Below are 13,016 nucleotides of genomic sequence, written 5' to 3' on the forward strand. Positions count from 1 at the left end.
GCAAATAATGATTGATGTGCAGTAATAAGGCGATATCAGCCAGTCGGAAAATAAGGAATAACATTCTGCTCAATGGCAATTAATGCTTCACCCTTTCAATCGGGAACAGAAAAGTCCAATACCCTTGAAATCTTCTCGTCCCACGTCTTCCCATTGCCTTTTCTCGTTCTCACGATGGAGTCACTACTCTCTATATCGGCAATCGGTGAGAAATGATTAATAATTCAGCTTAAGCAGCAGAGAAAATTTTTAGCGTTGGGGCTTTCCTGCAAACATCCGCTCACTGAGGAAATCAATAAACACCCGCAATTTGGGGGTAATAAAGCGCCCAGAGGGCCACACTACATGTAAATCCACCCTACGCTTTACTGCGTCATTGAGTATCACCCGCAGCTTGCCATCCGCCAGCGCACTGCCGAGAGAAAAATCAGGCAGACAGGCGATACCCAGCCCCCGCAGAGCAAAACACAACCGCGTTTCGATGTTATTGCACACCATTGAAATAGGTATCCGTAAATCAGACTCATTGGGTAACGGCCAGGTTTCTAATTTGCCACTATTGGGAAAGCGGTAATGTAGGCAGATATGATGCGCCAAATCAGTGGGGTACAGCGGCTCGCCATGCTGCTCTAGATAGGCGGGAGAGGCTACCAGCAGCATGACAGACTGCCCCAATTTGCGCGTCGATAAACGAGAATCTGTCAGCTCGCCGGTACGGACCACCGCATCAAACCCCTCCTCCACGACATCAACTATCCGATCGCTAAAATCAAGATCCAGCTCAATATCTGGGTACGCGAGCATAAAATCAGCCAAAACGGGCAGTAGCAATGTGCTCACTAATGGCAAGCTCACCCGCAACCTACCGCGCGGCTTATCAGTCAGTTGCGACATTTCAAGCTCGGCGGCTTCGACTTCAGCCAAAATCCGCCGACTGCGTTCTAGAAAAAGTGCGCCCTCGGAGGTCAAGGTGATACTGCGCGTGCTACGATGAAATAACCTGACACCCAAGCGAGTCTCAAGCCGGGCAATGCTCTTGCCCACCGCCGATGCAGAAACGCCCAATATACGCCCTGCGATCACAAAGCTGCGACTTTCGGCCACTTGCACAAAAACAGTCAGGCTGCTCAGGCTATCCATCTTATCTCCTCATTGCGGATATTTTTGTCCGCTAATACAGGAAATCTACCCCACTTTATCCTGATTGCGTAGTTATCTATTGTTGCATTACCCATTAGAGCTACATCATATTCATCCAAATTAAGGAATCACCATGTCCGCGAGTTCGTCAACCGCTATACAGCCAGCAGATCTGGCAACCAGAATAAATACTGTGATTGATAGCGCACTCAGTGAACAACGGCTGGTCGGCGCGGTGGTCATGGTCGCCGTTAATGGCGAAATACCTTTCAGCCGGGCTGCCGGATGGGCTGACCGCGAAACTCAGCAACCCATGATGACCGACTCGTTGTTCCGCCTCGCGTCTATCAGCAAGCCCATTGTATCCACTGCGGCCATGGCTCTTGTCGCACAAGGTAAACTGGAGCTTGATGGTGATATACGCCGCTGGCTACCTGATTTTCAACCTCAGCTAGCCGCTGGGGAACTAGCAACCATAACAGTACGGCAATTACTCAGCCACACTGCCGGTTTGGGCTATCGCTTTGTTGAAGCTGACGAAAATGGCCCCTATGCTCGCGCAGGTATTTCTGATGGCATGGATCAATCCGCCATCACGCTCAGTGAGAATGTGCGCCGACTGGCAGCTGAGCCACTCTACTATGCGCCGGGCACTTCATGGGCTTATTCATTAGCCATTGATGTATTAGGTGCGGTGATTGAAAAAATCTGTGACCAGCCATTGGACGAAACCGTACGTTGCCTGGTCACTGGGCCGCTGCAGATGAATGATACCGATTTTTTCACCTCTAATATCAACCGATTAGCCACCCCTTATGTCAGCGATTCCCCTGCCCCACATCCGCTACAGGAAGGTGAGTTGGTTGCTGTATTCCCCGATACCGTCGGTATTCAATTTTCGCCTGCCCGTGCACTCAATCGCCAGGCATTTCCTTCCGGTGGTGCCGGAATGGTGGGCAGCGCTGGCGATCTGTTGCGCTTGCTGGAAACACTGCGCCAAGGGGGTTCACCACTGCTTCCGGCCAGTTTGGTCGATGAAATGGGCCGAGATCAAACTGAGGGTATGACGTTGCCAGACTCTCCCGGCTTAGGCTTTGGTCTGGGCTTTTCCGTGTTGCGTGACCCACTAGCAGCGGCTTCGCCGGAGTCGGTGGGCACTTGGCGTTGGGGTGGGGCTTATGGTCATTCATGGTTTGTCGATAGAAAACAAGGCATCAGTGTTGTCGCCTTAACCAATACCTTGTATGAAGGTATGTCTGGGCAATTCGTCAATGACCTACGTGATGCTGTTTACGGCGGTGGTGCCCAATGATCCGTGTTGAAGCTGCTGCTCGGCCTTTTCCTCTGGCGGCGCTGCTGGCGCTGGCCATGACCGGCTTTATTGCTATTATGACCGAGACATTGCCCGCCGGATTATTGCCACAAATTAGTCAGGGTTTGGCGGTCTCGCCAGCACTGGCGGGCCAATTGGTGACACTCTATGCCTTGGGTTCTTTACTGGCGGCGATCCCACTGATTGCCCTGACACGCAGTTGGGGACGACGTAAAGTATTACTCAGCGCCATTGTTGGCTTTTTCTTATTCAATACTCTGACAGCCATTTCCCCTTGGTTTAGTTTAACCTTGCTGGCCCGCTTTATGGCCGGAGCCGCAGCAGGTCTGGCTTGGGGGCTAATCGCCGGTTATGCTCGGCGGATGGTGCAGCCACACCAACAAGGGCGCGCTATGGCGATTGCCATGACGGGAACCCCAACAGCACTGGCGCTGGGGGTGCCGCTGGGAGCATGGTTGGGCACGGTACTCAGTTGGCGCAGTACATTTGCCATTATGTCGGGGTTAACCTTGTTGCTGATTATCTGGGTCATCGCCAAAGTTCCTGATTTCCCGGGGCAATCATCCCAACAGCAGCAACCGGTGCGCAAAGTATTTACCACACCGGGCGTCCGGCCCATTCTCTTGGTCATTGTATTGTGGATGCTAGCTCACAATATTCTTTACACCTACATTGCCCCTTTTATCGTCCCTGCCGGGTTGGGGAATCAGGTCGATAAAGTATTGTTAGTATTCGGAATCAGTGCACTCGCCGGCATAGGGTTTACCGGTCTGGTTGTGGACCGCTGGTTGCGTGGCGCAGTGTTACTCAGCCTCACTGCGTTTGCTGTAGCGGCGCTGGTTTTAGCTATCGTTGGGAACTCCCCGGCAGCGGTTTATAGCTGTATGGTGCTGTGGGGATTAAGTTTTGGCGGCGCGCCCACCTTACTGCAAACCGCCTCGGCGGACGCCGCAAAACAAGATGCTGATGTTGCACAATCAATGATTGTGGTGGCATGGAATCTGGCTATTGCCGGGGGCGGGATCACTGGCGGCTTGCTGTTACAAAGCGCCGGTGCGGTGAGCTTCCCATGGGCGGTACTGGGATTATTAATTATCGGATTAGCAATTGTCTGGCAAGCGCAGCGACATGGATTCAAGCCGGGAGTTCGTACCGCGATGGGTTCAGCTAAGTGTTGAAATAATCCGATTTCTTACTATTCGGCGGAAGATTTCTTTATATCAACGCGGCCATAGAAAATAAGATTAATTAGCGTAAATAATTTTATCCGCATAGACGGCTTCAATCGCCTGTTTATGCGGGTTTTTCTTTTTATCCGTGACAATAATATCAATGTCATTGATGTTGCTTATTTTCATTAATCCACTTTGACCGAATTTACTGGTATCACACAGAATGACTTTCTGCCGCCCCATCGCCAACATTTTCTTGGCAATGCGCCCTTCATCCAGATTTTTCACCATCACACCAAAGTCACTGTCTATCCCACCCACCCCCACAAAGGAGAAGTCAGTGTGAATATCATTCATTTGTTCAATTGTCTGAATACCTAAATTAGCTTTATAAGTATGGTTATATTCACCGCCCAGAACATGCACGATTGCCATATTATTTTTACTTTTAATTTGGTCAGCAATTAATGAGGAGTTGGTAAAAACAGTGAATTTAACTAATGGCAAGAATGACGCAAAAATAAGCGTCGTGGTGCAAGAGTCAATAAATAAAGTATCGTTTTCTGTTACCAATGAGGCGGCATATTGACCAATCACCATTTTTTCCTGGCGATTTAAATCCATGCGCTGAGCAAAACTGCCCTCTTGTATATTTTGAACTTTTATCGCACCGCCATGGACTTTAGTGACCTCACCGCTCTTTTCCAAATAGGAAAGATCTCTGCGGATCGTTTCAGACGTCACCCCCAGTTCCTCGGAAAGACCAATAACAGAAACCTCACCAAGGCTATCCAGCTTTTCCAAAATAAACTGTTTACGTTTGATCTGATTCATAAGAATAGCGGCCCGACTGCGATGCATTTGTGTGTCATTCTACTCAATAATTTTCTGAAACAAAAGGCTATTTAGTCACATTGGCCAGAGCTGATTAATAGTAAAAGCCACGCCATGCTGGTTATTATCCAGACTCACTCTATCCGCGTGAGATTTGACAAAATCACTGGCATTTCCCATCGCGATACCCAGCGCGGAAAACTGGAACATGCTGATATCGTTCTCCTGATCCCCCATACTGACCACGGATTCAGCATTGATATTTAGGTGCTGGCACAAGTAATGCAGCCCACGGCCTTTACTGATGTTCTGGCTCATTATTTCATAGTAATGATTGCTGGTCTTACTGAGTGAATATTGCTGATGAAATTTTTGATCTATTTTATCGGCAATACTAGCAATAAAATCAGTTGAGCCAACAATAGAGACTTTAACAATATCATCTCGCTGAGAAATATTGACAGGATCAGATATCAATATCTCCATATCAAAGAGCTCAGACTCATATTTTGTATAATCACTGATATGGCTTGATGATGAAATAATATTATTGCGGGTAAAAAAGTGATGAGGAAATTGATGTTCTGCTAATAGCGAGATAATCACTTTCACATCATGGCCGGAGAGCGGCGTAAAGCAAAGGTCTTGTTCCTCAACCCGGTCATATATCCATGCACCATTGAACGAAATAAAATAGCGAATCAGATACGCTAATTCAGTATTGCGAATGACTGCTATCATGGCATTAACCGGCCGGGCTGAACATAGAACGACAATACCATTACCATTGATAACCTGCTTTATCGCGCTAATATTCTGTGCTGATATTTTATTTTCCTTATTGAGTAAGGTGCCATCAAGATCAAGGGCCAGTAATTTATACATAATTTTACTCCAATAAAAAAAGGGAGAAAATACTCTCCCTCCCTGCTTGCTGACTGCAATTAATGAGTAATAAACTGCGCAACAACATCTTTGGCAGCATTACAAACAACATTATCAATGGCGGTGCCCACCACCAGAATATTTACCCCGGTATCTTTAAATGCCTTCGCATTTTCCAGATTGATACCGCCTTCAGCTAATGTTGGCACTGAAACCGCCGCCACCAGTGCCAGAAGCCGCTGTTTAATCGCCTCTGGAATATCACCGGCGGTGACCCCTTCATAACTCATACCCGTCATTAAACCAATCATATCGACACCCAGTGCTTCCATCTTTTTTGCCACTGCGGCAACATCTGCCGGTGTTTCAGCTGCAATACCGAAGGTGTGTAAATCACTGGGATGACCAATATAAGCATCTACTGTCAGGCCATATTTATGGGCCAAATCGACTAATTCCTTTAAATCCTCAAAGCTGGATTTATGAGTATGCAAACCATCAGCACCTGATTGAGCTATCAATAAAATATCCTGCTCAGTGACGGGCGTAGGGACAGTTTCAGTAAAACCGCCAGCAATTCCGACAGTAATAAAAATATCGTCGGCAACCACATTGCGCACCCCCTGCACCGCCTCAGCCATTTGACCAATAGTTATCTCATGACGGATACGCTCTGCGGCATGCATATTAGTCACGCCATTATGGCCGCGTGCTAATGCCAATGCCGGGTGATTCGGCTCCAATAATTTAACCCCTGAATCGCATACAGCCTTCGCTAAGCGAGCATCATCTCCAGTTATTCCGGTACTCAGAATAGTTTGACCGCCATGTAACTCAATTGCATTGCGTACTTTATCCATGGCGACGGAACGTTTCTTACTCATATCAGCGTGGAACATATTTACCTCTACTTGATTTATATAAAACTGCTTTTTTAATTGTTAACTCTTAGCCGAGATCCCTGGTGTTGTGGATTCGGGTACTGCCTTTTTAATTGCAACAAACTTATTGGCTAACAGTGTGATAATGCAGGTCAACACTAAGGTTACGGTCATCACCACTGCCATATAAAATGCGTTATTCGACAAGAATGGCGAGGCAAACGCCGGCACATAAGCCACACCTTTAATATTTAATAGTCCCAACAACATGCCACCGACACCGGCCGAGAATATGGCACCGGCAAAGACGACTTTATTAGAGAACATGAAGGGATAAGCTGATTCGACGAAAGTCCCAAAGCCCAGGTTAATTAACAACCCCGGCGCTGCCACTGCCGCCTCACTTTTTTCTCGTGGAGCGATGACGTTAGCCAAGTTAATTCCTGCTGCCACCATGACCAGGCCAACCATATCTACCGCACCTAGGAAGCTGACACCGGACTTTTCCATTTCCAGCAAGACCAAAGGCAATATAACCGCGTGATAGACCCCCCCCAGAATAGCGGGCCAAATAACCAAACCTGCCAATAATCCCGCTAAAATTGGGCTAAAAGCCAGAGTCGCTTCGATAGCTAATTTAATATAATCACCTGCGGCCAGTGCGAGTGGACTGAGCAGGTAATACATCACCAAACCGGAAGATAAGCCGGATAACCCACCAGCCACGATATTGATGGTGGTCATCGGGAATTGCCATCTCAAGCACAGCCCAAACAGATAGCGCACCATAATACCGGCCCCTATCCCACCTAAAATGCCACCAATTAATCCCCCTTCTACCGACAGCACGCCAGCCACCACACCGGCCACAATCGACACTTCGTCCAGCTCAGACACCTGTTTTGCCGCAATAACCGCGACAATCACCGGCAGCCCTTTCAGTAACAGTTCAAAGATTGCATTCAGTGATTGCAGCCCGGGGATGTGGCTTAATGCCAGCACAATTGCCATGGCAATAAAGCCGGGTAAAGCTGGGATCATGATGCTGCGAATATTGATTCTTTTTAGCAGGCTCTTGTCGCTCCCTGGTGCACTGACATCGCCGCTGCCCAGCACTGGGGTATATTTTATCTGCCAGTGTTTGCATAATGAGGCAGTAAAAGAGATGGCACGAGTGCGGCTATTGGTTCCTGTGGTGCCCGAGGTGGCAATCACATTCGCCCCTTTGGAGGTGATAATCGCCATTGAAGTACCGCCGGTACCTACAATAGGGATTTTCTTTTCTATCGCGGCCAGAATGGCTTCTTTATTACTGCGGTCGGGGTCTGCACTCATGATAATGATGCCATCAATATCACCAGCACGAATTTGTGCCGCGATGGCTGCATCTGACGATTTTACCGCATCATTAACCTCGGACAGTTTCCCCTGAAAGCTGATACGAGGTTTATCATCATCTTCAGCAGTGATGGAATAAACGGCGGCGGCGGTTGTGGGCTTAGCCACATCCATTGACTCTTCCGCGGCAATAAATTGTACGGCGCTGACAGCTAAACCGGCAGAATGGAGTTGGGTATAAATCTCTTGTAACAGCCTTTCGGGGTATGCACCACCAAGATTGAACAGATTTCCCCCGCTGCTTCCGAGTATTGCTACATTTTTCATGTCGGGCCTCAAAAGATAAGAAATGTTAGAAAGTGTTATTATGTTTTTAACTGCAATTCACAATCACAGAAACAGCCATGCAAAGCAACATTAAACAACATAATGACATCAATTAGCCCCACTAACATGACAGCAATTAATTCCACTAATTAAATTTTAAATTCATAAAGTTAAACTAATATTCTTTAAAATTAAGATAGTGAGAAATTAAAAACCACAAAAGACCATTTTGTGGTTTTATTTTGTTTTATTGTTTTCGTGATGAAGTTCAAACTATTGCAGAATGATGCTTTTGGCGAGAAAGAGAACCGGGAGAGTGATTTATTTGGCATCTACTCCCCCCAGCATCGGGCGCTGCCAAGGGGCTATCAGAAAGTGATAGGGACAATAGATGTGGAGTACGACAGATTGTTTATGGGTTCAGCATTACCCGTGTCGCTGCCCCCTTTATTCATTCTGCTGACCGGTATCTGGCGACGAAAATCCTGGTACTATTCGCCGGATAAGCACGGAAAATATTGCGCTATTACGCTGCGGGTCGATAACGCCACAACCAGCGGCCGGTAGACATTCGCCGGTAAAACAGCACGCCGCGCACTATCCAATCGAGGAACATCCCCATCCACACGCCCGTGACACCGAACCCCAGAGTAACCCCCAGAATATAACCGGCGATAATACGACAGCCCCACATTCCGGCCAGTGCCACCCACATGGTGTAACTGGCATCCTTCGCGCCTTTCAAACCTGAGGGCAGCACCCAAGCGGCGGTCCAAATTGGCATAAACAGCGCATTAATCCAGATTAAGTGCTTCACAACATCAATAACACCCGGCTCATTGGTATACAGCGACGCCAGAAAACCAGCACTGGGAATTGATAATAAAGCAATAAAGCAGACCCCAAGGGTGGATAACCAGAATATATGCTTGATCTGGCGGATAGGTTGCAAAATCTGCCCTTTCCCCAAGCGAGTGCCAATAATAATGGTCGAGGTATATCCCAGTGCATTACCGGGTAAGTTAATCAACCCAACAATTGAGAAAGCGATAAAGTTACCGGCAATCACTTCCGTCCCCATTCCGGCAACAAAACGCTGAGTAATCAGTTTACCGACGCTAAACATCACCGACTCAACACTGGCAGGAATACCAATACTCAACACCTCAAACATGATGGCTGCGGTAAAGGGCATAAAATAGGCTTTAAAGGGGATTCTCAGTGTATTATTCGTGCCAAAAATCAACACCAAAATCACCACCAATGCCCCAATATAGCGGGAAAGTGTGATACCAATCCCCGCGCCAACAAAGCCCAACCCCTGCCAGTTGAACAGGCCGTAAATCAGCACGCTGCTGATAACAATATTGAGAATATTCATACCAATATTGATAAACATCGGCAGCCGCGTATTACCGGCACCACGCAGTGCGCCGCAGCCCACCAGCGCGATCGCCATTGCAGGATAATTCCAGACCGTCAGATGCAGGTAGGTCAAGGCCATCGCCTTCACCGCAGGATCCGCCTGACTGGCCATCAGATTGATAATGGTTTCACCGGAAAAATGTACCAGCAACACCAATAATAGTGAAATTAGCACTAGCAGAGAGATCGACTCACGGGCGGCGGTTTGCGCCTGTTTGCGTTTACGTTGCCCCAAACTGAATGACACTACCACCGAGGTGCCGAGCGCGACTGCAGCAAAAAAAGCAGCAATCAGCATATTGAAGCTGTCGGCCAATCCCACCGCGGCCATTGCCTCTTTACCCAACCAGCTCACCAACAGGGTACTGAACACCCCCATCAGCAACACACACAGTCCTTCAATAAACAGCGGAATAGCCAACGGTGTTATTTCACGCCAAAACAACACTCGGTAGGATTTTCGCTTTTTATACCACGCACTTTCGCGAAAGATTTTCAACGTAACAGTCCCTGAAACCATGTCTATTTGCATACATCCGCGCTTTCCACCACTATGGTGAAATATCCCTATGCGCTGATTTACAAAGGCGATTTACCACTTTAAATTTTAGCTGGTTATAGGTGATAAAAAGTTGATGCAAACACCATAACAGAACGGTAAATTAATTTAAATGAAACATCATTTCGACGAAATGATAATGAAATAGTTATGCAATGAAACACACATAAATATGCAAAATCTCTTTGACCAGGCTCGGGTTTTGCGATATCAATGTAGGCATTGAAACCTTTGCCAGACCGACCTAATTCATACAGGATTTAATTGATGACAACTATTCTCAAACACCTTCCTATTAATCAGCGTGTTGGTATTGCTTTTTCCGGTGGTTTAGACACCAGCGCAGCACTGCTGTGGATGCAGAAAAAAGGCGCAATTCCTTATGCCTACACTGCTAATTTGGGTCAACCTGACGAAGAAGATTACGATGCCATTCCGCGTAAAGCGATGGAATATGGTGCAGAGAAAGCTCGCCTGATTGATTGTCGTAAACAGCTGGTTGCCGAAGGGATTGCCGCAATTCAATGTGGCGCATTCCATAACACCACCGCCGGTGTCACCTACTTCAACACTACCCCACTGGGCCGCGCCGTAACCGGTACTATGTTGGTTGCCGCCATGAAAGAAGATGGCGTGAATATCTGGGGTGATGGCAGTACGTATAAAGGTAACGATATAGAACGTTTCTATCGTTACGGCCTGCTGACCAATGCTGAATTGAAAATTTATAAACCTTGGCTGGATACCGACTTTATCGATGAACTCGGTGGCCGTCATGAAATGTCTGAATTTATGATTCAATCCGGTTTCGATTATAAAATGTCGACCGAGAAAGCCTATTCCACTGACTCTAATATGTTAGGGGCGACTCACGAAGCCAAAGATCTGGAATTCCTGAACTCTAGCGTCAAAATCGTTAACCCGATTATGGGCGTGAAATTCTGGGACGAAAATGTCGTAGTGAAAGCGGAACAAGTTTCTGTCCGTTTTGAGCGCGGTTATCCAGTGGCCTTGAATGGCGTCGTTTTTGATGACAGCGTCGAGCTGATGATGGAAGCCAACCGCATTGGTGGCCGTCACGGTCTGGGCATGAGCGACCAAATCGAAAACCGTATTATTGAAGCCAAGAGCCGCGGCATCTATGAAGCCCCGGGGATGGCCTTACTGCACATCGCTTACGAGCGCCTGCTGACCGGTATTCATAACGAAGACACCATTGAGCAATATCATGCTAATGGCCGGGTTCTGGGCCGCTTGCTGTATCAAGGCCGTTGGTTTGATCCACAAGCACTGATGCTGCGTGATTCAGTCCAGCGTTGGGTTGCCAGCGAGATTACCGGTGAAGTGACACTGGAACTGCGTCGCGGTAATGATTACTCCATCCTGAATACTGTTTCTGACAATCTGACTTATAAACCAGAGCGTCTGACCATGGAAAAAGGCGATTCTGTCTTCTCACCAGATGACCGTATCGGTCAGTTAACCATGCGCAATCTGGATATTACCGATACCCGTGAGAAGCTGTTTAACTATGTTGAGACCGGGCTGTTATCCTCTTCTGCGGCCACAGGTTTGCCGCAGGTAGATAATAACAATCTGAGTGCCCGTGGCTTGCAGGATAAGAGTAAATAATTATTCTCTTAAGCCAATGCAAAAAGACAAAACCGCCTTCAGGGCGGTTTCGTCTTTTCAACTACCAGAATCTTGGATGAATGACCAGAAGCATTCAGCCCAGTGAGGGATCAATGAGATAACTGCCGATCTTTTAGCTCAACCGGATCATGTTTATATTGAAAAACGAAAACAAAAACGATGACCAGTACCACGGTATAAGCTGCAAAAGATAGCCAAATACTGTTCCAGTCTTTTACACCGTCGACAGTAAAGAAATCGACCACATGCCCGCTACTTATTGCGCCGACATAAGCCCCAACACCGTTTACCATTGTCATAAACAGGCCCTGTGCGCTGCCTCGAATATTACGATCTACTTCTTTCTCAACATAAATTGCGCCAGAGATATTAAAGAAGTCAAAGGCACAACCGTATACCACCATTGATAACAGTAATAAAACGATGCCAGTGGCAGACGGGTCACCATAAGCAAATAAGGTGAAGCGCAGCGTCCAGGCAATCATGCTGATCATCATGACGCGTTTAATACCAAAGCGAGATAAGAAGAAAGGAATGGTCAGAATGAAAAACACTTCTGCAATTTGTGCCATCGACAATAAAATTGACGGGTATTGCACCACCAGACTGTCATGATAAATAGGATTTTTTGCAAAATCATGCAGGAATGGGCTGCTGAAAGTATGGCTAATCTGTAATGAAGCACCAAGCAACATGGCAAACAGGAAGAAAATAGCCATCTTCTTTTGTTTAAATAATACAAAGGCATCAAGCCCTAACATATTAACCCAAGTACGGTCTTTTTTAACATTAGACGTCGGGCAACTGGGTAATGAAAATGCGTACATCGCCAACACCAGTGCCGCAGCTGAAGCAATATAGAGTTGAATATTACTCAATTCGAACCCGGACAAACTGATCGCCCACATAGCGAAAATAAAACCAATCGTGCCAAACACTCGCACCGCCGGGAAATCTTTAATCGTATCCAATCCGGCTTTTTCTAAACAGATATAAGAAATGGTGTTGGCTAATGCAATCGTCGGCATATAAACCATCGCATTAAATAGCATGACAAGGAACATGATATTTGGGTCGGTAATATTGGCCGCAATCAATAATGCAATGGCACCTAACAGGTGACAGCAAGCATAGAGAATATTGGCTTTAACCCAACGGTCAGCAATAATACCGACAATACTTGGCATTAAAATACAGGCAATACCCTTGGCCCCATAAACTAGCCCGACCTGCGCACCAGTGAAGTTCAGTGTATTCATCATGTAAGCTCCCAGCGTAACCAGCCAGGCTCCCCAGATAAAGAACTGAAGGAAGAACATCACTTTAAGCCGTTTTTTTATTATCATTTTTATTCTCCGTGATACTAAACGCGTCGAGGGAATATATTTGCTTATGGAGTTTGTAGGGTACTTCCCTCTTCAGAGGCGGCCCCCTAATTGCTGGCGATTCGCACGTTAGCAACCAGGGGA

General features: G+C 47.0%; 11 protein-coding genes. 4 read left to right on the forward strand and 7 right to left on the reverse strand.

The annotated features are described in order from the left end of the window. Positions 1–249: 249 nt before the first annotated feature. Complete coding sequence (locus FTA96_RS07965; protein WP_050106768.1) at positions 250–1,140, reverse strand: LysR family transcriptional regulator; 891 nt, start codon at positions 1,138–1,140, stop codon at positions 250–252. A 133-nt stretch (positions 1,141–1,273) separates the two neighbouring features. Here FTA96_RS07965 and FTA96_RS07970 point away from each other — a divergent pair, with 133 nt between their 5' ends. Further along, positions 1,274–2,452, forward strand: coding sequence for a serine hydrolase domain-containing protein (locus tag FTA96_RS07970; protein WP_145507306.1), 1,179 nt, complete (start codon positions 1,274–1,276; stop codon positions 2,450–2,452). Beyond that, the gene (locus tag FTA96_RS07975; RefSeq protein ID WP_050122237.1) at positions 2,449–3,651 is read left to right on the forward strand and encodes an MFS transporter; all 1,203 of its coding nucleotides are present in this window, start codon (positions 2,449–2,451) and stop codon (positions 3,649–3,651) included. The genes FTA96_RS07970 and FTA96_RS07975 overlap by 4 nt, the downstream gene beginning before the upstream one ends. 66 nt (positions 3,652–3,717) lie before the next feature. Here the strand turns inward: FTA96_RS07975 and FTA96_RS07980 are convergent, their stop codons facing one another. The 4 genes from FTA96_RS07980 to FTA96_RS07995 form a co-directional block, all read right to left on the reverse strand. Next, entirely contained in the window at positions 3,718–4,479 is a 762-nt protein-coding gene (locus FTA96_RS07980) for a DeoR/GlpR family DNA-binding transcription regulator (protein WP_050106876.1), read from the reverse strand. A 75-nt stretch (positions 4,480–4,554) separates the two neighbouring features. After that, positions 4,555–5,364, reverse strand: a complete 810-nt coding sequence (locus FTA96_RS07985; RefSeq protein WP_050145195.1) for a Cof-type HAD-IIB family hydrolase — start codon at positions 5,362–5,364, stop codon at positions 4,555–4,557. A gap of 59 nt (positions 5,365–5,423) precedes the next feature. Next, positions 5,424–6,263, reverse strand: a complete 840-nt coding sequence (locus FTA96_RS07990; protein ID WP_050106772.1) for a beta/alpha barrel domain-containing protein — start codon at positions 6,261–6,263, stop codon at positions 5,424–5,426. A 42-nt stretch (positions 6,264–6,305) separates the two neighbouring features. Next, positions 6,306–7,910, reverse strand: a complete 1,605-nt coding sequence (locus FTA96_RS07995) for a hypothetical protein (protein ID WP_050317470.1) — start codon at positions 7,908–7,910, stop codon at positions 6,306–6,308. 261 nt (positions 7,911–8,171) lie between these two features. On the opposite strand from FTA96_RS07995, the gene FTA96_RS08000 reads away from it, so the two are divergent. Continuing rightward, positions 8,172–8,477 carry a hypothetical protein gene (locus FTA96_RS08000; RefSeq protein ID WP_145573555.1) on the forward strand — a complete coding sequence of 102 codons (306 nt, stop codon included), beginning with the start codon at positions 8,172–8,174 and terminating at the stop codon, positions 8,475–8,477. Here the strand turns inward: FTA96_RS08000 and FTA96_RS08005 are convergent. Continuing rightward, positions 8,437–9,834, reverse strand: coding sequence for an EmmdR/YeeO family multidrug/toxin efflux MATE transporter (locus FTA96_RS08005; RefSeq protein ID WP_050106877.1), 1,398 nt, complete (start codon positions 9,832–9,834; stop codon positions 8,437–8,439). The two genes, FTA96_RS08000 and FTA96_RS08005, sit on opposite strands and share 41 nt — an antisense overlap. Positions 9,835–10,161: 327 nt before the next feature. On the opposite strand from FTA96_RS08005, the gene argG reads away from it, so the two are divergent. Further along, complete coding sequence (gene argG, locus FTA96_RS08010) at positions 10,162–11,526, forward strand: argininosuccinate synthase (protein ID WP_050106774.1); 1,365 nt, start codon at positions 10,162–10,164, stop codon at positions 11,524–11,526. Between the two features lie 110 nt (positions 11,527–11,636). On the opposite strand, the gene FTA96_RS08015 is transcribed toward argG, so the two are convergent. Beyond that, a complete protein-coding gene (locus tag FTA96_RS08015) occupies positions 11,637–12,893 on the reverse strand; it encodes a nucleoside permease (protein ID WP_145573557.1) in 1,257 nt (418 codons plus the stop codon). Positions 12,894–13,016: the final 123 nt, after the last annotated feature.

The organism is Yersinia alsatica (assembly GCF_902170305.1).
Classification (GTDB): Bacteria; Pseudomonadota; Gammaproteobacteria; order Enterobacterales; family Enterobacteriaceae; genus Yersinia; species Yersinia alsatica.